General features: G+C 59.8%; 21 protein-coding genes and 1 riboswitch. Of the genes, 9 read left to right on the top strand and 12 right to left on the bottom strand.

Annotated elements, in window-relative coordinates; genetic code table 11:
- Positions 1-129: 129 nt before the first annotated feature.
- On the top strand, positions 130-612 hold the full coding sequence (gene yfcD / locus OKC43_RS09705; protein WP_021229132.1) for an NUDIX hydrolase YfcD: 483 nt from the start codon (positions 130-132) through the stop codon (positions 610-612).
- Between the two features lie 83 nt (positions 613-695).
- Here yfcD and OKC43_RS09700 read toward each other — a convergent pair whose 3' ends face one another.
- Complete coding sequence (locus tag OKC43_RS09700; protein ID WP_236272521.1) at positions 696-1,622, bottom strand: phenylacetate--CoA ligase family protein; 927 nt, start codon at positions 1,620-1,622, stop codon at positions 696-698.
- 155 nt (positions 1,623-1,777) lie between these two features.
- Between OKC43_RS09700 and OKC43_RS09695 the strand changes: the two genes are divergently transcribed.
- A complete protein-coding gene (locus tag OKC43_RS09695; protein WP_236272522.1) occupies positions 1,778-2,251 on the top strand; it encodes a peroxiredoxin in 474 nt (157 codons plus the stop codon).
- A 126-nt stretch (positions 2,252-2,377) separates the two neighbouring features.
- Positions 2,378-3,346 (top strand): calcium/sodium antiporter, encoded by a 969-nt coding sequence (locus OKC43_RS09690; RefSeq protein WP_005343920.1) that lies wholly within the window; start codon positions 2,378-2,380, stop codon positions 3,344-3,346.
- 84 nt (positions 3,347-3,430) lie between these two features.
- Here the strand turns inward: OKC43_RS09690 and OKC43_RS09685 are convergent, their stop codons facing one another.
- On the bottom strand, positions 3,431-4,597 hold the full coding sequence (locus tag OKC43_RS09685) for a type III PLP-dependent enzyme (protein ID WP_236272523.1): 1,167 nt from the start codon (positions 4,595-4,597) through the stop codon (positions 3,431-3,433).
- A 507-nt stretch (positions 4,598-5,104) separates the two neighbouring features.
- Positions 5,105-5,220, top strand: a riboswitch (glycine riboswitch).
- Positions 5,221-5,327: 107 nt separating this feature from the next.
- On the opposite strand from OKC43_RS09685, the gene OKC43_RS09680 reads away from it, so the two are divergent.
- Positions 5,328-6,704, top strand: coding sequence for an alanine/glycine:cation symporter family protein (locus OKC43_RS09680; RefSeq protein ID WP_236272524.1), 1,377 nt, complete (start codon positions 5,328-5,330; stop codon positions 6,702-6,704).
- 114 nt (positions 6,705-6,818) lie between these two features.
- Here OKC43_RS09680 and OKC43_RS09675 read toward each other — a convergent pair whose 3' ends face one another.
- Together OKC43_RS09675 and OKC43_RS09670 are read right to left on the bottom strand one after the other, a co-directional pair.
- Positions 6,819-7,535, bottom strand: coding sequence for a lipoyl protein ligase domain-containing protein (locus OKC43_RS09675; protein WP_236272525.1), 717 nt, complete (start codon positions 7,533-7,535; stop codon positions 6,819-6,821).
- 99 nt (positions 7,536-7,634) lie between these two features.
- Positions 7,635-9,032, bottom strand: a complete 1,398-nt coding sequence (locus OKC43_RS09670) for a nucleobase:cation symporter-2 family protein (protein ID WP_184232563.1) — start codon at positions 9,030-9,032, stop codon at positions 7,635-7,637.
- Between the two features lie 246 nt (positions 9,033-9,278).
- On the opposite strand from OKC43_RS09670, the gene OKC43_RS09665 reads away from it, so the two are divergent.
- Positions 9,279-10,400 carry a GGDEF domain-containing protein gene (locus OKC43_RS09665; protein ID WP_236272526.1) on the top strand — a complete coding sequence of 374 codons (1,122 nt, stop codon included), beginning with the start codon at positions 9,279-9,281 and terminating at the stop codon, positions 10,398-10,400.
- 33 nt (positions 10,401-10,433) lie between these two features.
- Here the strand turns inward: OKC43_RS09665 and OKC43_RS09660 are convergent, their stop codons facing one another.
- The gene (locus tag OKC43_RS09660) at positions 10,434-10,682 is read right to left on the bottom strand and encodes a YciN family protein (RefSeq protein ID WP_005338382.1); all 249 of its coding nucleotides are present in this window, start codon (positions 10,680-10,682) and stop codon (positions 10,434-10,436) included.
- Positions 10,683-10,805: 123 nt separating this feature from the next.
- Positions 10,806-12,185 carry an MATE family efflux transporter gene (locus tag OKC43_RS09655; RefSeq protein ID WP_236272527.1) on the bottom strand — a complete coding sequence of 460 codons (1,380 nt, stop codon included), beginning with the start codon at positions 12,183-12,185 and terminating at the stop codon, positions 10,806-10,808.
- A gap of 120 nt (positions 12,186-12,305) precedes the next feature.
- Between OKC43_RS09655 and OKC43_RS09650 the strand changes: the two genes are divergently transcribed.
- A complete protein-coding gene (locus OKC43_RS09650; protein WP_005338380.1) occupies positions 12,306-13,163 on the top strand; it encodes a helix-turn-helix transcriptional regulator in 858 nt (285 codons plus the stop codon).
- 69 nt (positions 13,164-13,232) lie between these two features.
- Complete coding sequence (locus tag OKC43_RS09645; protein WP_005338379.1) at positions 13,233-14,927, top strand: NAD-dependent malic enzyme; 1,695 nt, start codon at positions 13,233-13,235, stop codon at positions 14,925-14,927.
- Between the two features lie 85 nt (positions 14,928-15,012).
- Here the strand turns inward: OKC43_RS09645 and OKC43_RS09640 are convergent, their stop codons facing one another.
- From OKC43_RS09640 to OKC43_RS09625, 4 genes are all read right to left on the bottom strand, one after another.
- Positions 15,013-16,050, bottom strand: a complete 1,038-nt coding sequence (locus OKC43_RS09640) for an OmpA family protein (RefSeq protein WP_043818860.1) — start codon at positions 16,048-16,050, stop codon at positions 15,013-15,015.
- 232 nt (positions 16,051-16,282) lie between these two features.
- Positions 16,283-17,284, bottom strand: coding sequence for a porin OmpA (gene ompA, locus OKC43_RS09635; RefSeq protein WP_139405970.1), 1,002 nt, complete (start codon positions 17,282-17,284; stop codon positions 16,283-16,285).
- Between the two features lie 307 nt (positions 17,285-17,591).
- Positions 17,592-18,611 carry a porin OmpA gene (gene ompA, locus OKC43_RS09630; protein WP_270659033.1) on the bottom strand — a complete coding sequence of 340 codons (1,020 nt, stop codon included), beginning with the start codon at positions 18,609-18,611 and terminating at the stop codon, positions 17,592-17,594.
- A gap of 308 nt (positions 18,612-18,919) precedes the next feature.
- Positions 18,920-19,516: a hypothetical protein gene (locus tag OKC43_RS09625; RefSeq protein WP_236272528.1), complete on the bottom strand. Its 597-nt coding sequence runs from the start codon at positions 19,514-19,516 to the stop codon at positions 18,920-18,922.
- Positions 19,517-19,774: 258 nt separating this feature from the next.
- Between OKC43_RS09625 and OKC43_RS09620 the strand changes: the two genes are divergently transcribed.
- Complete coding sequence (locus OKC43_RS09620) at positions 19,775-20,041, top strand: helix-turn-helix domain-containing protein (protein ID WP_005338367.1); 267 nt, start codon at positions 19,775-19,777, stop codon at positions 20,039-20,041.
- 198 nt (positions 20,042-20,239) lie between these two features.
- Positions 20,240-21,580: an APC family permease gene (locus tag OKC43_RS09615; RefSeq protein ID WP_236272529.1), complete on the top strand. Its 1,341-nt coding sequence runs from the start codon at positions 20,240-20,242 to the stop codon at positions 21,578-21,580.
- Between the two features lie 69 nt (positions 21,581-21,649).
- On the opposite strand, the gene OKC43_RS09610 is transcribed toward OKC43_RS09615, so the two are convergent.
- Entirely contained in the window at positions 21,650-22,525 is an 876-nt protein-coding gene (locus tag OKC43_RS09610) for a patatin-like phospholipase family protein (RefSeq protein ID WP_005338362.1), read from the bottom strand.
- A gap of 46 nt (positions 22,526-22,571) precedes the next feature.
- A complete protein-coding gene (locus tag OKC43_RS09605) occupies positions 22,572-24,110 on the bottom strand; it encodes a sensor domain-containing diguanylate cyclase (RefSeq protein ID WP_236272530.1) in 1,539 nt (512 codons plus the stop codon).
- Positions 24,111-24,160: the final 50 nt, after the last annotated feature.

The raw sequence follows: 24,160 nt of genomic DNA, 5'->3' as shown, positions 1-24,160 counted from the left end.
GATTTGCATGAATCCTTATTTTGCCAGTGAGTTCGGCAAATTGACGGCGTCATCGAAAAAGTTGTGCCATGACAAACCACCGCACCGATATACTGCGGGCTTGAATGGAACAAATAAAAGGGCCTGTGCGTGGAATGGGTTGATGTGGTGGACGGGAACAACCGGGTGATTGGCGTGGCCGAGCGAGCCAAGGTGCGGCGGGAGAATCTCTGCCATCGTGCTAGCTATATTCTGGTGCTCGACGACGCGGATCGGATCCTGGTGCAGCGACGCACCCTCAGCAAGGATTTCTGCCCCGGCATGCTGGATGCCTGCGCCGGTGGCGTGGTCACCACCGGTGAGGAGATGGAGCGCTCCGCCCGGCGCGAGCTGGCCGAAGAGCTGGGGATTATGGATGTTCCTCTGCAGGGCTTTGGCAGCTTTTATGCGGAAGGGGAGGGCTACCGGGTCTGGGGCGGCCTCTTCAGTTGCCGTTATCAGGGGCCGCTGCAGTTGCAGGCCGAAGAGGTTAGCGCGGTGCACTGGATGAGCCTGGCCGAGATTGCCGAGCGCGCCAGCGAATTTACCCCCGACTCCCTGCTCGCCATCGCCACCTGGCAGGCGAGACGCTGACCAACTTCATATATCCTCTTCTCCAGAGACAAGACGGGCAGCCTGATGGCTGCCCGTCTGCCTTTGTGCATTTACTGGGTCTGCTACACCAGCTTGAGGCGCCGGTTGGTGCGCCCGCAAGCGCTCGGCTTGGCGAGCCAGTGCCCTTGCCAGTCGGTGGCCAGACGCAACAATGGATACTCCAGATCGAGCCGGGTCACCACCAGCTGGCCGGTCTCGTCGCCACTCACGGGATTGCCGCTGGCGGGAGCGATGATTTCGACGATGCAGCTCTCGTTGACGATAAAGCCCTGACCGGGCTGACTCTCGTAGGCCACTACCCCCACATCCTGCCACACCAGACAGTTGAGGGCCGCAATGCCATGAATGGCGCGCAGTGGTGCCGTTTCAGGATGGGTGGCTTCGCACAGTAGGGCGCGGCGCAGCGAGTCGCTCGGGATCTCCGCCGCCTCGGCCGCTTCCAGCAGGTCGAGCAGGGTGACCAGCGGGCCGACATAGCCGGTGGGTTGATAGCGCAGCAGTGCCTCCAGCTGGCGCTGGGTATCGTGGGGGCCGCAGGGTACCACTGGAGCCCCAAGTTGGCGGGCGCCGTTATCGAAGATAAAGGCGGTGGGGCCAGCATGATAGTCGTGGCCGTTGAGCATCACTTCCCCCGCCTTGAAGCCGGCGGCAAACAGCGCCCGGGCGGCGCCCCACCAGTCTGCCCCGGCATATTCGGGGATGGCCAGCTGGCCCGGACAGGAGAAGACCCGCAGCGCCTGACTGGCGGGGCGGCCGGTGAGACCGGCAAAGGGGGGATGAGCCTGCTGGGCGGCAAAGAGTTCTTTGCTGTCGAGCAGTGGCAGGGTGGCCAGCTCTGCCAGATCCTCGAGGCGACACTGGCGATAGGCGCTGGAGTAACCGGCGCAATATTGACTGACATGGGTAAGCTGATGATTGAGCTGGTCCAGTTGCTGCTGTTCGCGCATGGCGGGGGGACGAATTTCCAGACCATCGTAATAGTGTTGCATGGGGCCTCCTGGCGCCGTGAAACCAGCTCAAGAGTAGTCTGCCCAAGGGGAAAATGCCTGCCGCTATCCATGGTCAGGCTCAGAGCCGCTGTTAGGCGGCATCGTCACTCTGGGATAAACTGGCGACTTCCCATCACGACTCAGGACGAGAAATCATGATTGCTGTAGGACAACCCCTGCCTGCTGGCGAATTTACCTTTATCACCGCCGAGGGCAAGCAGCAGCGGGATAGCAAGACGCTGTTCGCCGGTAAAAAAGTAGTGCTGTTTGCGGTACCCGGCGCCTTTACTCCCACCTGCTCCAATGCCCATCTGCCCGGTTATGTGGTGCTGGCCGATCAGTTTATGGCCAAAGGGGTGGATGCCATCTGCTGTCTGTCGGTCAACGACGCTTTCGTGATGCGGGCCTGGCAGACGGCCCAGAATGCAGAGGCGATCACCATGCTGGCGGATGGCGATGGCAGCTGGACCCGGGCGCTGGGCCTGGCCAAGGATACCGGTGCCTTTGGCGGCATCCGCGCCCAGCGCTTTGCGTTGATCGCCAACGATGGTGTGGTCGAGCAGCTGTTTTTGGAGGAGCCGGGCAAGTTCGAGGTCTCCGATGCCGCGAGCCTGCTGGCTGCACTGTGAGATGTTAATCACGGTTTGATTTCCCCTTGAAATGGGAGGTGGCACAGCTACACTGGCGCCACTTTCCCATGGTGCCTGCCCGTTTGGGCTGGCGCTTCGTTGCAGATCACAAGAGATGAAGACCCTATGACCCTGGCTTTTGTTGCCCTGATTGCCGGACTGGCGCTGCTGGTCTGGAGTGCAGACAAGTTTGTCGATGGCGCTGCCGCCACCGCCCGTTATGCGGGGATGCCGCCGCTGCTGATCGGCATGGTGATCATCGGTTTTGGTACCTCGGCCCCGGAGATGGTGGTCTCGGCGCTGGCGGCGTCCCAGGGCAATCCCGGGTTGGCGCTCGGTAATGCCTATGGCTCCAACATCACCAATATCGCGCTGATCCTGGGTCTGACGGCACTGATCAGCCCTATCGCGGTAGCTTCTCAGGTAGTGCGCAAGGAGATCCCCATTCTGCTTGGTATTACCCTGCTCTCCGGCGCCCTGCTGATTGATGGTCATCTGGGCCGGATGGATGCGGTCATTCTGGGGGCCGTCTTCGTTGCCCTGATGGGCTGGTCTATCTGGGCTGGCATGAATGGCAAGGGAGATGCGCTGGATACCGAGACCGCCGAGGATATCGAGAGCGAGGGGATGTCCCTCAAGAGCGCTATCTTCTGGCTGGTGGTCGGGCTGGTGCTGCTGATCGGTGCTTCCCGCCTGCTGGTCTGGGGGGCGGTGACCATCGCTCAGGCGCTCGGCATCAGCGATCTGGTGATTGGTCTCACCATAGTCGCGGTGGGAACCTCCCTGCCGGAGCTGGCCTCGTCCCTCATCGCCATTCGCAAAAACGAGCATGATCTGGCCCTTGGCAACGTGCTCGGCTCCAACCTGTTCAACACCCTGGCGGTGGTGGGGATTGCGGCGGGCATCCACCCGCTCGATGTGGCGCCGGAGGTGCTCACCCGTGACTGGAGCATCATGATGGGGCTGACCCTGCTGCTGCTGGTGATGTGTCTGGGCCGCAAGGGGCAGGGCCGTATCAACCGGTTGGAGGGGGGCGTGCTGCTCACCTGCTTCGTCGCCTACACCGGCTGGCTGCTGACCAGTCAGTTTATCTGATAGAGGTTGGTGAAATGATAGAGGGGGAAGCTCAAGCTTCCCCCTCTTGTTTTTGCCCAGTGAACCTGTTGGCGAGCGGTGTGCTCAGGCTACTGCCACCAGCTTCTGCCCCTTCTGGCTGCTGTCCAGAATGAGGATGCTGGCCTTGGGGAAGAAGTTGAAGGTGGAGGCGGAGGCCCAGGTGTAGGCGCCCATCACCTTGCCAACCACCAACTCGCCGATAGCCAGATCCGGCAGCATGATGCCATCGCGGATCACATCCACGCTGTCGCAGGTGGGGCCGGAGAGCACCGAGTTGTGCTGCTCGCCACAGGCATAAGGCGTGCTCACCGGATAGGTAACGTGGTCATAGAGCTGGCCGTTGTAGCTGCCGTAGAGACCGTCATCTAGGTAGTACCAGATTTTGTCGCCGCGGTGGGCCTTGCCCATCACGCTTGAAACCGAAGTCATGGCCGGCGCGCTGATAAAGCGGCCCGGTTCGGCAATCTTCTGCACGGTAGCGGGCAACTTGGCCAGCGCTTCGCGGATCGGCGCGCAGAAGCCGTCGATATCGAACTCGCCCCCCTCATAATCGACCGGGAAACCGCCACCGATATCCAGCACCCAGGGCTTGAGCCCGAGCGCCCAAGCCTGCTCCATGATCTCGCGGCAGGCGTCGATGGCCTGCACATGGCGACGGGCATGAGGTACCTGGGAGCCGACGTGGAACGACAGCCCCATCACCTTGATCCCCTTGGCGTGGGCCAGTTGCAACAGCGGCAGCGCCTGCTCCGGAGTGCAGCCGAACTTCTTGGAGAGATCGACCTTGGTCTCGGGGTTGGGGAAGCTGACCCGCAGCAGCAGTTTCACTTCGTCCTTGTAGGGAATGAACTTTTCCAGCTCCAGCGGGTTGTCGTAGACAAACACGGTGCAGCCGAACTCCAGCGCGTAACGGATATCGCTGTCGCGCTTGATGGGATGGGTATGAATGCAACGTCCCGGGCGAACCCCCTGACTGCGCACCAGATCCACTTCGCCATTGGTGGCCAGATCGAAACAGGCCCCCTCTTCCTTCAAGACAGAGACCACCGCCTCATGGGGCAGGGGTTTGAGTGCATAGTGCAATCGTACATCGGGCAGAGCGGCGGCCAGGGCCCGATACTGTTTGCGGACGGCTGCCTTGTCGAGCAGCAGCAGGGGGGAACCGAATTGTTCAACCAGCTGACGGTACTCTTGTGCGACCACATCTTTTGCAACCAGGGTCTCGTTCATTCTCTTTTGGTCATCCTTAGGGGGCGTGATATGCCCAAGCCATATGCGATTGAACCGGCGACGGCCGGGTCAGGCGAGCGGTCCGGTGGGACCAACCGAACACAGTGCATAAATTGATGGCAAAGTGCTTGGTTATGCAGCGGATTATCGGCTTATTGATTCTGTGTGCAAGCGTTTTGATTGGATATGTCGGCAAGATTTTCTTGGCGAAACGAGAGGGATCACTGTTCTCTATCCGCCATTTTTCCCGTTTGGGCCACATTTGATCCGTGAGCGCCTAACTTGTTGATAGTTAACTAACATTTAACATTCTTGCCGCGGTTCTGGCGGTCACTAAAAAAATATAAATGGGGGCGGCCAAGTGCGAGACAGCTCACATTTTTTGGATTAACATGCCGACTTCCTAATCCAAACTAGTTCGGATGAAGGTAGCAGGAGAGCGATGGGCAACCATCCACCGAAGAAGTGAATCTTTCAGGTACCGGGCAACCGGTGTGGACTGCTACTGGACGATACTCTGGAGAGACCCGTTAAATCGGGCGCCGAAGGAGCAAGGCACCATGGCTACCCGCAAGGGCAGGCTGGCGCCGGAAACTCTCAGGCAAAAGGACAGAGGGGATGGGATGGTTGTACCTGGGCTTGGCCCGCATCCGATCGCCTCTGGCCGATCGCGACACCTATGGGAAGATCATCCTTCTCCTCCTTAATTTCTGTTTCTTAAGGAGGATGCATGTCATCAATTCAATCGGCGTTAACCGCCATCGATAGCTTTATCTGGGGGCCGCCCCTGCTGATCCTGCTGGTCGGGACCGGTATCTATCTCACCCTGCGTCTGGGTCTGCTTCAGGTGGTGCGCTTGCCGCTCGCTCTGCGGCTGGTTTTTGGTCGCGATCAGGGGCAGGGCAAGCAGGGGGATGTCTCCAGCTTCGGCGCCCTCTGTACCGCCCTCTCTGCCACCATCGGTACCGGCAACATCGTCGGGGTGGCTACCGCCATCAAGCTCGGCGGCCCCGGTGCCCTGTTCTGGATGTGGATGGCGGCGCTGTTCGGCATGGCCACCAAGTACGCCGAGTGTCTGCTGGCGGTGAAATATCGCGAGCAGGATGCCAACGGCCAGATGGCGGGTGGCCCCATGTACTATCTGGAGAAGGGGCTCGGTTCCAAGCCGCTCGCCAAGCTGTTTGCCCTGTTCGGCATCGGCGTGGCTTTCTTCGGCATCGGCACCTTCCCGCAGGTCAATGCCATCTCCGACGCCATGAGCCTCTCCTTCTCGGTGCCCCGTGAGGCGACCGCCGTGGTGCTGACCCTGATCGTGGCGCTGGTGACCCTGGGGGGGATCAAGTCCATCTCCAGTGTGTCGAGCAAGGTGGTGCCCTTCATGGCCATCTTCTACATCGTCGCCTGTCTGGGTGTGCTGGTGAACAACGCCAGCGCCCTGCCCGATGCCGTCATGCTGGTTATCGAGAGTGCCTTCACTGGCCATGCGGCGGCCGGCGGCTTCGTCGGTGCCAGCATCATGCTGGCTATTCAGTCCGGGGTGGCGCGCGGGGTTTTCTCCAACGAGTCAGGTCTGGGCTCTGCGCCCATCGCGGCGGCGGCAGCCAAGACCGATTCGTGCGTGGAGCAGGGGCTGGTCTCCATGACAGGTACCTTCATCGACACCATCATCATCTGCACCATGACCGGCCTGACCCTGGTGGTCACAGGCGTGTGGAGCGGCGATGCAAGCGGCGCCGCCATGACCAGTCTGGCCTTTGCCCAGGGGCTCGATGCCCATGTTGGCCAGTATCTGGTGAGCATTGGCCTGCTGTTCTTCGCCTTTACCACCATCCTTGGCTGGAACTACTACGGCGAGCGCTGCACCGAATACCTGTTCGGGGTGAAGGCGATCAAGCCCTATCGTCTGGTCTATCTGGCGCTGGTAGCGAGCGGTGCTTTCCTCCATCTGGACATGATTTGGCTGCTGGCCGATATCGTTAACGGCCTGATGGCGGTGCCCAACCTCATCGGCCTGATTGGTTTGCGCCATGTGGTGATCGCCGAGACCCGCGCCTACTTTAGCCGGGATCTGGATAGCGAAGCCGAGCCGGAGCCGCAGACGGCCTGAACGCCTCGGCCCGTTTCACGCTCCCCTTGAAAAGAACAAGCCACGACTCCAGTCGTGGCTTTTTTGTGCGCTGTGTCTATGGACGGGGACTTTCCCTCTCCCTTCGGGATAAGGTCAGGATGAGGGGGATAGCCCCTCGCTCAGCAGGCTATCCAGACGTGCTCGCACTTTCTCCACCAGTGCCTGATTGCTACCGCGCCAATCGATGCAGCTTGCCAGCGTGGTGGAGGTTCCCGCCATAAAACGCAGCTCGCCGCCCGCCAATTCGTAGAAGCGGCTCGCCATCTTGGTTCCCTCATCCACATCACCCGCCACCAGCAGCATGGCTTGCGCCAGCACGGCGCCCTGATGATCCTGCCCCGGCGCCAGCCAGCGCTGGGCAGTGCCGGTGATCTTGCGTCCCCCGATCACCAGATTGTACTGACCATCGCAAAAGGAGCCGGGCACGAAGTCATAGCTTCCCTCAAGGCCGTACTCCGCCAATAGGGTCAGCAGCGGCGCCCCCAGCAGCCGGTAGTAGTGGGCGAGATCTGTGGTGGTGCGGGGCAGCAGCAGGGATAGGTTGAGGATCCCCGCCCCGTGGGGCACGGCGGTGCCACCGCTGTCGCGCACATGTACCGGCCAGCCTTCATCTGCAAGTTGCTGGCAGGCGGTTTCGTAACGGGGGAGGCGGGTATCTTTGCGAGTGACAATCAGGCATTGGGGCGCCTGCCACAGGTGAGCGCGGGGCTGGCCGTCATGGGCACAGTCGCGCAGCCAGTGCTGCTCTTGCGCCAGTATCTGTGCGGGTGAATCGGTATCGGGGAGGGGGGAGAGCAAGCGATAGGGCATGGCGGCATCCTCAAAAAAGGCTGCCCAGCACACTACCCGTGGCGACTGGCAAGGTAAAGCCCCGCAGTGCGGGGCTGTTTGCTATCGGTAGACGGTGTCTCAGGAGTGGCGCGCTTCGCGCTTGGGCAGCAGCAGGTTGAGCACGATGGCGGTAATGCCACCGGTGGCGACGCCGTAGGAGAGTACGCTCTTGGCCAGCTCCGGCAGGTGTTGCAGCACTTCCGGCACCTGTGCGACCCCCAGCCCCATGGCCAGCGACACCGCCAGGATCATCAGGGCGCGGCGATCCAGCTCCTCGCGGGCAATGATGCGCACGCCAGCGGCGGCGATGGTGCCGAACATGACGATGGTCGCTCCGCCCAGCACGGGCTCGGGGATCTGCTGTACCAGGCTGGCGACCGCCGGGAACAGGCCGAGCAGGGCCAGCATGGCGGCGATAAAGAGCCCGACGTGACGGCTGGCGACGCCGGTCAGCTGAATGACGCCGTTATTCTGGGCGAAGGTGGACATGGGGAAGGTGGAGAAAACCGCTGCCAGCATGGAGTTGGCACCATCGGCCAGCACGCCGCCTTTGATCCGCGCCATATAGACAGGCCCTTCCAGTGGCTCGCCGGAGATATCCGAGGTGGCGGTCATGTCGCCGATCGCTTCGAGCGCCGTCACCACGAAGATGATGGCGAGCGGCACGAACAGCTGCCAGTCAAAGCCGAGACCGTAGTGGAGCGGAATGGGCACCATCACCAGCGGGCCGTCGAAGGTGGGGGCGCTCACTTTGCCCAGCAACAGCGCCACGGCATAGCCCGCCAGCATGGCGATCATGATGGCGGAGAGGCGCAACCAGGGGTTGCGACTGCGTTGCAGCAACACGATAAGGCCGAGCACCAGCAGGGAGAGGAAGAGGTTGGTGTGACTGGCGAAGCTGCCATCAGAGAGGGCTGCATAACCGCCGCCCATGCTGATCAGGCCCACTTTGATCAGGGTCAGACCGATCAGCAGCACCACTATGCCGGTCACCAGCGGGGTGATGATCCGTTTCACCAGATGGAGGAAGCGGCTCATCACCACGATAGTGAGTGCGGCAACCATCATGGTGCCGAACAATGTGCCCAACAGATCCTCGGTGGGCATGGCGGCCTGCTTGAGGGCGAGACCGGAGGCGATGATGGGGCCGAGGAAGTTGAAGCTGGTGCCCTGTACCGAGAGCAGGCCGGAACCGATGGGGCCGAAGCGGCGGGTTTGAATGAAGGAGGCTATGCCGGACATGACCAGCGACATGGAGACGATATAACGGGTGTCGGCGGCAGGGAGGCCGAGGGCATTGGCGATAATCAGGGGCGGGGTAATGATGGCGACAAACATGGCGAGCATATGCTGCAGGGCGGCGAACAGCGTCTGGGGCAGAGGCGGGACATCCTCTATGCCATAGACCAGTTCGCTATGGGCTCGCCTGGGTGGATGTGCCTCTCGATTGGCGCGTGTGACAGCAGCCTGTTCCATAAGTACCTCGAATTGTGTGGGGAGGGGGAGAAAATTGGGCGCTATTGTAGTGATTGAAATGAGGCTGACCAGCGCTAATTATGCAAAAAAAGGTTTATTTTTTGATGGGTTGAAACGTTTGCGCGCTGCGATTATCATCTGTCGGTTTGTGTGACCGACCTCTCCTTTTTATTCTCCCCGCTAATGACATTTTTACCACTTTGTAGGTGTAGAATGAGCCCTCAGTATTCATCGTGGAGACTCTGGATGCTCAAGTTGTCAGAGTTCTGGAGTGCGAGGGTTCACTCCGAAGACTTTACTCGTACTCGCATGGGCTTTATGACGGTGCGTTTGCGCCTGCTGACCTGCTTGCTGATGCTCGGATTGCCCGCCTGGGCCGTGGTGGATTGGTTGACCTTGCCCGCCGTTCATTTCGAGCAGCTGTTCCAAGCCAGGATCTTCTGCACCCTGGCGCTCTCGCCACTTATTCCGCTCTCGTATCTCATCCACTTCAAGCGGGAACGGATGAAGCTAGCCCTTGGCTACCTGATGGCCGTGATGATGCTCTTCTCCCTCTTCTGCCTGAACAGCTTTGGCGCCGGACAGGAGTTGCAGGCGGGCTATGCGGCCTTTCCCTATCTGCTGATCACCCTGTTTGCCATCTTCCCCATCCCCCTCTCCCTCGGCTTGCAACTGGCTGGTGTGGTGCTGGTGACCATGCTGCTGGGCCACTGGCTGCTGGTGGGCCAGAGCATCTGGAGTCAGGCCACCCTGAATCAGGTGTGGGTGCTCGGCATGTTTACCATGGCCAGCTGCTGGGTGCAGTGCGGCCAGCTCAACATGCTGCTGCGGCTCTATCGGGAATCGACCACCGATGAGCTGACCGGCATGATGAACCGCCGCCTGCTGATGAAGCAGCTGGAGCAGGCCAGAATCCGGCTGCAACTCAAGAAGAAGCCCTTTGCGGTGATGCTGCTGGATCTCGATCGCTTCAAGCGGATCAACGATATCTACGGCCATCTGGCGGGGGATGCGGTGCTCAAGGAGGTGGCTACCACCCTGGGGGAGCAGCTGGAGCCTGACATGGTGCTGGGGCGTTATGGTGGTGAAGAGTTTGCCATCCTGATGCACAACTGCGCCGATCCGGCGCTGGCGAGCAAAATGGCCGAGCGGCTGCGTATTGCTGTCGAGGCGCGGCTGGTGAAGAGTCCCACCTCAGACGAATTGCTGGAAGTGACGGTGAGTATCGGAATTGCCATGGCTCGTTCCGATGACACCATCGATATTCTGATCAACCGTGCCGACGAGTGTCTCTATCAGGCCAAGATGGCGGGACGCAACTGCTTGGTGGTCGAGGGTCAGAACCGCGCAAAAACAGATGCCGCCTGAGGGCGGCATCCTGTTGGCAATGTGCTGGTGCGATCAGGCCAGCTTGTACTTGCCGGAGAGCTGCTGAGCCAGCAGCTTGAACATGTTGAAGACCGCCATGGTCTTGCCGGTCGGGGTACCATCTTCGGCGAGGAAATACTCGCCCTTGAACACCAGAATATCCCCCTTCTGCTCCACCGAATCGGCGCGCATACCGTGGATGAAGTCTTCATGCTCTTTGATGATCTTGTTGGCCATCTCAAGCAGGGCCGTCTCGGTGATCAGCTCTTTCTGTGGTTGCATGCTCGTCTCCTTAAACGACTACTGGACAGGGAAACCGTGGATCCCTGTCTCTGATTGAAGAGGCGCCCAGCATACTGCAAACAGGGTTTTTCTGTCATTGATATGACCCCGATTTGTGGCTGTTTATCCGATCACCAGATTCTTCAACCAGCAGCGTTGGCGAATACGGCGCTGCACCAGCAACACCTTGCTGAGCTCCTCCAGCAAGACCACCGCCACCACCCAGGAGAGGGGCCAGCCGAGCAGCGTGACCGCCACCCAAGCGAGCGGGATGCCGATGCACCACATGCCGACGATGTCGATAAAGATGCTGTAGTTCACATCACCGCCAGAGCGCAGCACCCCGATGATCCCCACCATGTTGAACACCTTGAGCAGCATCCCGAGGCACATGATGCCGAGCACCTGTCCCGCTTCCATCATCAGCTCGGGGGGCAGGTTGCCGACCCACTGCAGCAGGTTGGCTTGCAGCAGCCAGACGATGATCCCCACCAGTAGCGCGCCAATCGGTGCCAGCAGCAGGAACAGCTGGGAGTGCTGCCAGGCGACCTCGTACTCCTCGGCCCCGAGCCGGTGACCGAGCAGGGTGGAGCAGGCCACCGCCAGTCCGAAGAAGAGGGAGATAAGGATGCTCTCCAGGGTGCCGAGGGTGGTCATGATGGCCAGCGAGTCAGTGCCAAGATGGGCGTAGAGAAAGCCGTAAATCAGCATGCCGAAGGCCCAGAGGCCGTCGTGGAATAGCAGCGGCAGGGCGATCAGGGTAAAGCGCACCACCTCCTTGCGCTTGAAGGCGGCCAGCCAGTCTGGTGCGCGCGGGATCAGGCGCGCCTCATAACGCTTTACGTAGAGCAGCAGCAGGGCTGTCTGCAGCAGTCGGGAAATGGTGGTGCCCCAGGCCGAACCGGCCACCCCCATTGCCTCGAAGCCGAAGTGACCGAAGATGAGGGCGTAGTTGAGGATGACGTTGGCGATGATGGCGATAATGCCGATGCGGGTCGGCGCTGCGGCATTGCCGACCGAGCGCAGGGCTGACTCCAGCGGCACTACGATGGCGGTACAGAGGATGGTGGCGCCGGTGATCATCAAGAATTGATCCGCCAGTGCCCGCAGTGCCGGCTCCTGACTGGCAAAACCCAGTACGCTGCCCGGTGATAACACATAGATGAAGGCAAAGGGCAGGGTGACCAGCAGGGCGCCCACTATTGCCAGCGCCAGGGAGCGGCGCACCCCGGCCATCTCCCCGCGCCCGAAGTATTGTGCTGCCAATACCGAGACCCCGCCCGCGAGGCCCGCTATCACCAGCAGATTGAAAAAGAAGACCCGGTTACCCAAGCCGACCGCCGCCACAGCCGTGGTGCCAAGCTGGCTCACCATCATGATATCGATGAGGCCGAGCAGGGAGAACATCATGGATTGCAGCGAGACAGGCAGGGCCAGCCGCCACAATCGGGTCATGAACTCGCGATCGGTGGTTTGTTTTAAAATCGCTTGCCAATAATTCATAGTTGTTAACCGGGTATGAGAAAAGCAAGGTTTGTCAGGGGTATGATAGGGGCTGACGAGGCTCTTCTCACTGTGAGTAGCTCTCGATTTTCTTGTGTAAAACTATCCTATTGAGGTGTTATGCCATTTGCCAGCGAGTGTCTGGAGATAGCGCCAGCCTGTGAAGAGCAGATGCTGGGACGTGAAGGGCTGCCCCTGCTCGGTGAGGCAGGGATCTTCCTGACCGGCCTCTCCCGGGTGCGGGATCACTACCTCATCCGCCGCAATCGCCCCGAGTTTCACATTCTGATGGTGAGTCACGATGAGGGTGGCGCGCTGCTTACCGACGAGGGGGAGCAAGCCATTCCGGCCGGATCGCTGATTTTCCTGCCCGCCGCCGTGCCCGGTGGGCTCAAGCTGATTGGCGAAAGCTGGCAGATCAGCTGGATTTTGCTCGATGACGTGCCACGCTGGCAGCACCTGCATCGCCTTGGCCACCGTATCTGGCAAGGGGATGGCGGCGATCAGCTCTACCATCTGCTCAGCCTGATGCAGGGGGAAGGGGTTCGCTCTTCGCTGCAACCCCAACTGCTCAGCCTGTTGCTGGCGCTGCTGGAGCGTACCCTGCAAGGGGAGGTGCGCGGCACCCCTGAACTCAGATTGCAGGCACTGTTTCGCCGAGTGGAGGCGCGCCTGGACGAACCCTGGAGTGTCGCCCTGCTGGCCCGACAGATGGCCTGCTCGGTGCCCCATCTGCATCGCCTCTGCCAGCAAGCGTTCGGTATGGGGCCGATGGCAAGGGTGACCGAGCTCAGAATGAACAAGGCGCGCCAGCTGCTGCTCTATACCAACTGGCCACTTGGCGAGCTGGCGGCCCGGGTCGGTTACAGCGATGGGGCCAACTTTGCCAACCGCTTTCGCCGTCTGACTGGTCAGACCCCCGGCGCCTTTCGTCGACTGGGTCGCAAACCTTTTGCAACGGATGTGCAAACTCTTTGAAATTAATGAGACAAGCCCCTAGGATCGGCGGGTCCCTGCGTCTAGCTAACCGTTTAGGTACCAAGATCCATGTTTGAAGATAATAACCAGAAACGTCCTCTCTACATTCCCTACGCCGGTCCCGCCCTGCTGGAGACCCCTTTGCTCAACAAGGGCAGCGCCTTCACCAGTGAAGAGCGCAGCAACTTCAACCTCGAAGGTCTGTTGCCCCAGAATATCGAGACTATCGAAGAGCAGGCCGAGCGCGCCTATCGCCAGTTCATGGCGTTTGGCAACGACATGGACAAGCACATCTACCTGCGCAACATCCAGGATACCAACGAGACGCTCTTCTACCGTCTGCTTCACAACCACCTGACCGAGATGCTGCCCATCATCTACACCCCGACGGTGGGCAAGGCGTGCGAGGAGTTCTCCAACATCTATCGCCGCGCCCGTGGCCTGTTTATCTCCTATCCGGACAAGGACAGGATCGATGACATGCTGCAAAACGCCACCAAGCAGAACGTCAAGGTGATCGTGGTGACCGATGGTGAGCGGATCCTGGGTCTGGGTGATCAGGGGATCGGTGGCATGGGCATTCCCATCGGCAAGCTCTCCCTCTACACCGCCTGTGGTGGCATCTCGCCCGCCTACTGCCTGCCGGTGGTGCTGGATGTCGGCACCAACAACCAGCAACTGCTCAATGACCCCTTCTATATGGGGTGGCGCAATCCGCGTATCTCGGGGGATGAGTACGCCGAGTTTGTCGATGCCTTCATTCAGGCGGTCAAGCGCCGCTGGCCCGACATCCTGCTGCAGTTCGAGGACTTCGCCCAGAACAACGCCATGCCGCTGCTCAACCGCTACAAGAACGAGCTCTGCTGCTTCAACGACGATATTCAGGGTACCGCGGCGGTGACACTGGGCAGCCTCATCGCCGCCTGCAAAGCCTCCGGCGCCAAGCTCTCCGAGAAGCGGGTTGCCTTCCTCGGTGCGGGCAGCGCCGGTTGCGGTATCGCCGAGCAGATCGTGGCACAGATGAAGGCCGAGGGGCTGACCGATGCCCAGGCCCGCAGCCGTGTCTTTATGGTGGACCGCTTTGGTCTTATCACCGACAAGATCCCCAACCAGCTCGACTTCCAGCGCCGTCTCTCCCAACCGGTAGAGCGCATCGCCGACTGGCCGGTGGGGGACAACATCTCCCTGCTGGAGGTGATGGAGCACGGCCGCCCGGACATCCTGATCGGGGTATCCGGTCAGCCGGGGCTGTTCACCGAAGAGGTGGTCAAGACCATGCACAAGCACTGTGCCCGTCCCATCATCTTCCCGCTCTCCAACCCCACCTCCCGGGTCGAGGCGACGCCGGCAGACCTCATCCGCTGGACCGACGGCCAGGCGCTGGTGGCCACCGGCAGCCCGTTCGCACCGGTGGAGCACAAGGGCAAGCGCTACGTCATCGCCCAGTGCAACAACTCCTTCATCTTCCCGGGGATCGGCCTTGGCGTCATCGCCTCCGGCGCCACCCGGGTAACCGACGCCATGCTGATGTCGGCCAGCCGCGCGCTGGCGGAGTGCTCGCCGCTGGTGAAAGGGGAGGAGGGTTCTCTGCTGCCGGATCTGGCGGATATCCATCAGGTCTCCCGCTACATCGCCAAGATGGTGGCCAAGACCGCCATGCTGCAGGGCAAGGCGGTGCAGACCCCGGACGAGGTGATCGATCAGGCCATCGACGCCAACTTCTGGCATCCGGAATATCGCCGCTACCGTCGCACCTCGTTCTGATTTCTGCGGTAAGATGCAAAGCAAAAGGGATGCCTCGGCATCCCTTTTTACTGCACGTCTGACATGGTTATCGCCTCAAGATCAACTACTCGCTGCCGCCCTGTACGCCGGTGACGCGTACCTCTACCCGGCGATCCGGCCCAAGGCAGTCGATGAGCGCCGCCTTCGCCTTGATGGCATCACACTGGTTGCCGGTGACCGGATTGCTCGCGCCATTGCCCTGGATGCTCACCTTGTCGGCAGGCAATCCCTTGCTGATCAGAAAGTCGGCAACGGTTTGGGCCCGAGCTTCTGACAACCTCTGATTGTTGGCATCCGAGCCGATACGGTCGGTATATCCCATCACCACTGCACTGCCATCCTTGGGCTGCACGTCGACGATCTGTTGGTAGAGATCGTCCAGCGCACTCATCCCCTCCTGTTTGAGGTCCGCTTTGCCAAAGGCGAACAGCACATCGGAACTGAGGTTGAAGGTCTGATCTACCACTTCCGGTTCGGCCGGTGGCGGGGGGACCACGACCGGAGCGGGCGTGGGGGCCGCTTCTTTGGGTTGGCTGCGGTTCGGGTGGATCACCAGCTCCAGCGTGGCGGTGCTGATGTCGCTGACCCAGCGCTGGGTGCCACTGTTGGCTTTGCCGTTATCCGGATCATCGCCAACGCGCACTATGTAACGGTAGCGTGCCTGCAGATCGACCCAGTCATGGAGCCGGGCCGTCACTCCCAGACCCGCCAGCGGCGCCAGGTTGTCGTCCCCGCCATTGACCGATTCGACGTGATAGATATAGCCACCACCCTCGGCAAAGAGCGAGAACATCTCGCTGAGCGGCAGGCGGCCAATGACTGACAGTGTGGCTCCCTTGCTGTTGAAGTCATGGCCGCTGATATCCCAGTCACCGGTGGAGAGATAGCCAATCTCGGCCCCCAGGTTTTCCGTGAAGTTGTAGCCGCCAAACAGGGAGAGCGCAGTCGCATCCTTGCCGACATCCTGACTGAAATCATTCAGATTGTGGGCAATGGCCCAGCCACCGCCAATCCCGGCATACCAGTCGTGAACCGGTTCCGCTTGTGCGCCTGTGCTCGCCAATGCCAGTGCAATCCACACAGGTTTTACTCTTATGTTCATCGCGTATCCTCGTCGATGTTTGGTGTAGTGGGGTTGCCTGCTGGTCAAACCCCACACTTATGTATAGGTGACGGGCTGTTTTTAACCACCAAAGAGGTATGGGGGGGCGACACGCCGTGAACTAGGGCGCGAGACGGGAAGAGGAAGGGGGCAAAAGAGGGTACAAGGTGGGTGAAATAAGCGGCAAGAAAAAGGAGGCCAGGTGGCCTCCTTGTTATGTCGGACTGCAGGATTATTGTTGTACTTGCTGCACGCCGGTGACGCGTACTTCTACACGGCGATCCGGCGCCAGGCAGGAGATGAGCTGAGCCTTGCCCTTGACGCTGTTGCACTGGGTGCCGGTGACCGGATTGGCTTCACCGCGACCTTCGATGGCAACTTTGCCAGCCGGCAGACCTTTGCCAACCAGGAAGTCGGCTACGGTACGGGCACGCGCTTCGGAGAGTTTCAGGTTGTAGGCATCAGAACCGATACGGTCGGTGTAACCGACGACCACGGCGCTGCCATCTTTCGGCTGAACATCAACGATCTGCTGATACAGGGTGTTCAGCGCTGCGACACCTTCTGGCTTGAGGGTGGATTTGCCAAAGGCAAACAGCACGTCAGAGCTCAGGGCGAAGTTCTTGTCGACCAGTACCGGCTCGGGAACCGGCTCAGGCGCAGGGGCGGCAACCGGGGCAACATAAGAGGTACGGTTCGGGTGCATCACCAGCTCCAGGGTCGCGACGCTCATGTCGCTCTCCCAGGTTTTCTGCTCGTCACCCAGATTCCACAGATAGCGGTAGCGTGCCTGCACATCGATAAGGTCGGAGAGCTTGGCAGTCAGGCCCAGACCCGCCAGCGGCGCAGTGCCGTTGTCGCTGTTGCCATTGCCGTTGACGTGATTGAAGTAGGCACCGCCTTCAGCAAACACCGAGAAGATGTCGCCCAGCGGCAGGCGGGCGATACCGGAGAGGGTGGCTCCCTGGGTTTTGAAATCGGCACCGTCAACGCCCGCTTTACCGGCGTAGAGGTAGCCCAGCTCAGCTGCGTAGTAGTCGTTGAAGTTGTAACCGCCGAACAGGCTCAGCGCGGTGGCGTCTTTGTCTGTATCCAGACCTTGTACATCGTCAAGGTTGTGAGCATAAGCCCAACCTGCACCAACACCGGTGTACCAGTCATCGGCAGCCTGAGCTGTGGTGCCTGCGGCGGCGAGCGCCAGTGCAATCAGGGTAGGAGCCATTTTGAGTTTCATCGGTTTATCCTCGTTGTGTTAGCCCATGTCGGGCAATGCACTTGTTTTTATTGCTGCGAAAAATCGCCAGCAAAGTGGATAGCGAAGGCTTTGGACTCTCATGATGCATTGGCGTCATGGACAACAGACCGGACAAGAAGCGCTTTTTAGTGCTTATCCAATACCTTACAGGCGCAACTACTTTATGCTTTCGAGACGAGGCAGGCAAGGGCAGGGAGGCGGGAGTGAGGGATGCAAGCGAGAACGAGACAAACAAAAAGGGATGCCGCAGCATCCCTTTTTTTCGCACTATCTGAACGAGGTCAGATTATTGCTGAACTTCTTGTACGCCAGATACGCGAACTTCTACGCGACGATCCGGAGCCAGGCAGGAGATCAGTTGAGCTTTAGCAGTTACGCCGTTGCACTTGGTGCCGGTAACCGGGTTGGCTTCGCCACGACCTTCGATGGCAACTTTGCTGGCAGCCATACCTTTGCTTACCAGGAAGTTGGCAACGGTACGGGCACGGGCTTCAGACAGCTTCTGGTTGTAAGCGTCGGAACCGATACGGTCGGTGTAACCAACAACAACAGCGTTGCCATCTTTCGGCTGGAACTCAACGATTTGCTGATTCAGACCGTTCAGGGCTGCAACGCCTTCCGGCTTCAGGGTGTCTTTGCCGAAGGCAAACAGCACGTCTGAGTTCAGGGCGAAGTTCTTCTCTACCACTTGCGGAGCAGGAGCCGGAGCTTCTTCAACTACCGGAGCAGCTACCGGAGCTACGTAGGAAGTACGGAACGGGTGGTATACCGCTTCCAGAGTAGCAATGCTCTGGTTGGCCTTGTAACGCTCACCGTTGGCGTGCAGGTCAGCCACGTCCCACATGTAGCGGTAGCGAGCTTGCAGATCCAGCGCGTCATTTACCTTGTAAGTCACACCAGCACCGGCCAGCGGGGAAACTTTAGTGTCGCTGGTGCCCAGACCATCGGTGTGACCCCAGTAGGCGCCGCCTTCAGCGAACAGGGAGAAGTCGTTGCCAACCGGCAGACGGGCGATACCGGACAGGGTGGCACCCTGGCTCTCGTAACGGTTGCCGTCGGTGTTGCCACGACCGGTGTACTGGTAGCCCAGTTCGGTACCGAAGTTCTCGGTGAAGTTGTAACCCATGAAGGCGTTGGCGGCAGCCGCGTCTTCCTGGCCTACATTGGTGCTTTCCAGCTTGTTCAGGCCGTTGAAGTGAGTAGCACCGACACCGGCACCGAAGTAGATGTCGTCAGCGGCGTGAGCAGCGGTAGCACCCAGAGCAGCCATGGCGATGGCGATCATGGAAGGAGCCATTTTCATCATAAAAAAATCCTCGTTGAGATCGCACGTTATTCACGTGCTTCACACTTTGTAATTTATGTAAGCTGCAGGCTCCGCCGTACGGCTGGCGTCGAGTCTGGCAGATGACCCGGCAGAACCGGGTTGCACACTCTCCTGGTGTGTCGAGTGCGCTGGCATGGCACGCAATGCGTGAGAAACCACTGCCAGGCAACTGATGTCATTCCGATGACGAGGCGCACTCTATGCCGATTTTAAAACATGATCAAGCTCACAAATGAGCCTTGTGGCAAATTGTGTCGTGCTCTTAACTGGCTGTTTATTTTGATTAATTAGTGATCCAGATAGGCCCTGTGCAGTTTCTTCTCCAGCTTCATATAAGCCTGAACCCAATCGCTATGCGGGCTGGCAGGATTCGCTCTGGTGGCAAAGACCGCAAGGTAATCTGCCTGGGTTGCGCTCTGCAGCAGGGGGGTAAATGTCATCAAAAAATGTCGGGCCAGATAGGGGTCAAGGGGCCAGATGTTGAGGATGGCGCGAGCCACAGGCTGAACCGCAGCTGAACAGATGAAGTGGCGATGTCCCGCCTCCAGCCAGTCGGCCATCTCGCACATGCCCGATTCGGGCACCAGACCACCATCACCCGGGGTGGTTGCCAGAGCAATTGCCTGACCATTTACCGTGATGAGCTGCTCATTGTTATGCAGGGTGCCGTCGTGGCTGCGCAAGGCCAGGTCCGGGCATGCCTGTTCAAGAAACAGGCTGCAGCTCTCCGGCAGGGCGGCCAGCAGCTCGCTGGCGTGGCTGGACATCAAGGCCGGAAGCCAGAATGCTTCGGTGCGATATTGTTCACCTTGCAGGCGCTGTTGTGCCAGTTCTTCTGTGCTGGATACGGGGTGCAGGCGAGAGATAATGCCGGGAAACGCCATACTTATTCCTCTTAATGGGTATCCGGCGGATTATACGAGTTATTGGGGGGGCCACAATAAAGGTTTCTTTTCGAGACTGTTTACCTGAGGCGGCTGAGCGATTACCATCCCCCCTTGAAGGCAAGGGTTGTCGCCGAAAGGCGCTCATAAGATAGAGGCTCGACCATAACGAGTCCGAACAAAACTGATACACTTGACTACGAGTCGTCGCGAAAAATAAAAGGCGGAGTAAATCCGCCAAACGGAGTATGGAACATTATGAATTCAAATATCGTCACTGTTGGCAAGAAGATCCGTCAGATCCGTGAAGCGGTCGGTTTGAGCCGTCCGAAGTTTGCAGATTTGCTGGGTGTTCCTCCCACCACGCTGAAAAACTACGAGCTGGGTTACCGTGAAGTTGGGGGCGCCTTCCTGGTTGCCCTGGCGCACCACCCGGATCTGCACAAGTTCACCCTCTGGCTGCTGGCAGACAAGAAAGTCGCCGAAATCGGCCAGATTGGCCCGGATGACCTCGCCAAGGCGTGATCATCGATGTGAATAGAAATGCCGCCTTCGGGCGGTATTTTTTTGGGTTGCCGATCGATATTTTGATCTAACACGCTTTGAATTATCCATGCAGGCCAACGAGAATAAGCGGCCCCAAAAAGTGGGCCACTGGTGGTATCTGGCCACCCGAACACTATTACATTCAGGATGATATGAGCAATCGTATGGAGTATGGGTATGAGCAGTAATGAGTTGGATAAACGCTATGGCCTGATGACTGCCATTGCGATGGTGGTCGGCGTGGTGATCGGCTCCGGTGTCTTCTTCAAGGCCGATGATGTACTGCGTCTGACTGGCGGTAATCTGGCCATTGCGTTGCTGGCATGGGCGCTGGGGGCATTTTCGATGATCTTCGGCGCGCTGGTGTTTGCCGAGTTTGCCCAGCGGATCGAAAAGTCCAACGGTATCGTCGATTATGCCGAAGCGGCATACGGCAAAATGTTTGGTTATCTGGTGGGGTGGTTCAAAGGCGTACTCTATTACGCCCCTCTTTCTGCCATCCTTGCCTGGGTCGCCGCTCTTTACACCATGATCTTGCTCGGTAGTGATAATCCGACCAACTCTGGTGCGACCTGGATACTGGCGGCTGTCTATATGACGGTCACCTATCTGATCAACTTCTACACCCCGATCCTGGCGGGCAAGCTGCAAGTGGGTTCTACCCTGATCAAGTTGATCCCGCTGATCCTGGTTGCCATTGTGGGCACTATTTCAGGCTTGCTCAATGGTGTCACCGTGACCAACTTTGTGCAGGCAATGGATGGGATAGGAAGCACCGGAGGCACTCTGGCCACGGCCGTGGTTGCCACCGCCTTCGCTTATGAGGGGTGGATCGCCGCTGTGACCATCAACAGCGAAATTCGCGATTCCAAGAAGAATCTGCCCAGAGCGCTGGTGATTGGCACCCTGATAGTCTTTGTGGTCTATGTCACCTATTTTCTGGGGATCGCCAGCGTCTTGCCGACGGACGAGATAGTGGCGCAAGGGGATAACGCGGTAAATCTCGCGACAACCAGCCTGTTTGGCGGGACTGCCTCGACCATTTTGACCGTGTTCGTGATTATCTCCTGCCTCGGAACCCTCAATGGTCTGGTGTTGGCGACCATGCGTATTCCCTACTCGCTGGCGATCCGCAATCAGGGGCCTGCCCCCAAGTGGATGAGCCGTATCGAACCGCATCACCACATGCCAATTAACTCGGCCCTCGCGGCAGCGTTGTTGTCGGTGATCTACTCAGTGTTGTGGTACTGCAGCATCAACGAGACATTCGGTCGTTACATCGCCCTGGACGAGATGCCGATCGTGCTGATTTATGGCCTCTATCTGTTCCTCTATGTCTGGTACATGCGCACCTTTACCGAGTTGGGCTGGATAAAGCGGTTCGTGATCCCGACCTGTGCCACCCTGGGCGCGCTCATCATTCTGTATGGCGGTATCACCAATCCCAGTCTGGGGCTCTATCTGCTGGTCTCTGTGGGGGTGATTCTGCTCGGGTTGCTCTTCTACCGTAAGGAGTGACCGGGTAAGTAAGTTGAAAAAAGCGCCGAATGGCGCTTTTTTCATGTGTAAACCACAGCATGTCGGCAACTAACTGCCCAGCAACCCGAGGCGGCCCAGTTCATCCTTGAGCTGATCGAGGTTGCGCTCGACGCAGGCTTCCCCCTCGTTGATGGCATCGCTGGCACGATGAAAATCCATGATGGAGAAGCTGCCAAGGCGTGGGCAGAGCTGGATCTCCGGCGGGTCACCGGCCATCCGGGCGCGGGTGATCCGCTCCTGCATGATGTTGATGGAGCCACTCATCACGCTCCACAGACCCGGGGTGGCTGGCGCCGATTCACCGCGATTGAGCCACTGGCTGAGCAGGCCGCCGCTGCCGGGTTGATCCGGCTCGTCGGTCCAGGGTTGGTGCATATCGGTGTTGAGGTTGACCGCAATCACCACCTCGGCCCCCATGGCGCGGGCCAGCGAGATGGGCACCGGATTGACCACGGCGCCATCGACCAGCCAGCGGTCGTTGATCCGGGTCGGGGTTAGGATCCCCGGCATGCCGCAGGAGGCGCGCACCGACTGGCGCAGCGGGCCCTGTTGCAGCCAGATCTCGCGGCCGGTATCGAGTTCGGTGGCGATGCAGGCGAAGGGGATGGGCAGGTTCTCGAGATCGGGATCCCCCAGATGGCTGGCGGCAAGACCAAACACCTTTTCGCCGCGAAACAGACCGCCGGAGAGGGCCGGGTCGAGCAGGCTGACCACCTGCAGGCGGGTAAAGCCGCGCACCCAGGTTTCCAGCCGATCCAGTTCTCCGGCGGCATAGGCGGCACCGACAAAGCTGCCGATGGAGCAGCCAGCGATCAAATCCGGTTTGATGCCGAGGCGTTCAAGGGCGCGGATGACGCCGATATGGGCCCATCCTCTGGCGGCGCCGCTCCCGAGAGCGAGCCCTACGCGGGGTTTACGTGGCACGACAGTCCTCCAAAAAAGGGGTTGAGGGCTCAGCTTACTCCGAGAGTCAGGAGGAGTCACCCTGCCATCTTTCGCTGCGGTTGCGACCATTGGCCTTGGCCTGATAGAGCGCCACATCGGCGCGGCGCACCGCTTCGTGCAGGGGAAGGCTCTCCTGGTGGGGCAGATAGCCGAGGCTGATGGTGACCTCCAGCCCGGGTTCGATGGCGGCCCAGTCGTGATCCGCCACTGCCTTTCTCAGCCGCTCCGCCAGCTCGCCGAGCTGCGTTGCATCTGCGCGGCCAATCAGCAGCAGAAACTCTTCGCCACCCCAGCGGATCAGGTGATCTGTGGGTCTAAGCTGCTGCTGGCAGATCTGCACCAGCCGGATCAGCACGATATCGCCGACGGCATGGCCGAAGTTGTCATTGACCCGTTTGAAGTGATCCGCATCGAACATCAGGATCCCCGCTTGCAACCGGGACAGCTCTCCCGCCTGTTCCAGCAGCACCAGATAGTGGCGGTTGAAGGCGCCGGTGAGGGCATCGTGGCAGGAGAGGTAATTGAGCCGCTGGTTGAGGCGATGGGATCTCAGGTTGGAGAGGGCGGCCAGCAGCATAAAGAGGATGGCGAGCAGGGTCGGCGTGGACTGGCAGAGCATGGCCCACACCAGCGGCATCAGGGTGACGTTGTGCACCAGTCGCAACGGGGTATCTGGGATTGCCATGGTCAGCTGCAATGCCCCTTGTTGCCACTGGTATTCGTCGGTCGGCTCGGGGTCTTGCGGCACCACGGGCTGATGTGCGCTGCTGGCCAGCACCTGATGGTACTGATTGAGCAGCAGATACTCACCCAGCGCCGGCGCCAGTTGATTGAGCTGCGATTGCAAGCGTGAGAGCAGGATGTCCATGCTGATCATCCCTACCAGCGAGCCGTCCTTGTAGAGAGGCTGGGACATGGTGACCATGGTGCCCAGTCCGGCAAAATCTTCGTAGGGGCGGGAGAGAATGGTGTCCCGGCTTGGGTTGGGTGACATCAGCGCATCCTGCCAGTAGTGCTTGTCATAGATGCTGCGGGCAAAACGAAACTGGCTGGAGGGGATCCAGGGATAGAGGTAGATAAAGTTGTCCACGCCGGTGAAGTAGGCCCAGGCGATCTCGCTGCCCAGGCGCTGGCTGGCGGTGGCCAGCAAGGGGGAGAGGCTCAGGGCCAAATGAAGTTGCGCCTCCCGCGCACTGCCGGGGGGCGGCAGCGGGCCGTCACCGGTGAGGTTGCCCGCCAGTCCGGCTGGTAAATCGCCGGGGAGCTTGTCGAGGGCCAGCCCCTCTGGCAGTACCTCGATATGGCGATAGAGCTGGCGGGTGAGCACCGACTGGGGGTCGCTGCGCAGTCGCTCTTCGGCCTGCCCGCGCATCGCCTCCAGAAACACTTCGGTCTGTTTGAACCGATCCCGCAGGTAGATGGCGCTGTTGAGGGTATCGCTCTGGTAGAGGCGTTCTATCTGTTTCAGGCTTTGCCGCAAGGTCAGACCAATCAGCAGGATGACCACGGCGAACAGGAGCCAGGTCAGGCGTGTGAGAAAGCGGTGGTCAGACATTTTGGGCATAGGCAGTCAGTCGGGTTGCGAAGGAAATTGTCGTTAGTGTATGCGATGTG

This window comes from Aeromonas sp. Y289-2, from assembly GCF_027705925.1.
Classification (GTDB): Bacteria; Pseudomonadota; Gammaproteobacteria; order Enterobacterales; family Aeromonadaceae; genus Aeromonas; species Aeromonas veronii.
Note: the sequence above shows the minus strand (reverse complement) of the source record. Positions and strands in the feature narration are given on the sequence as shown.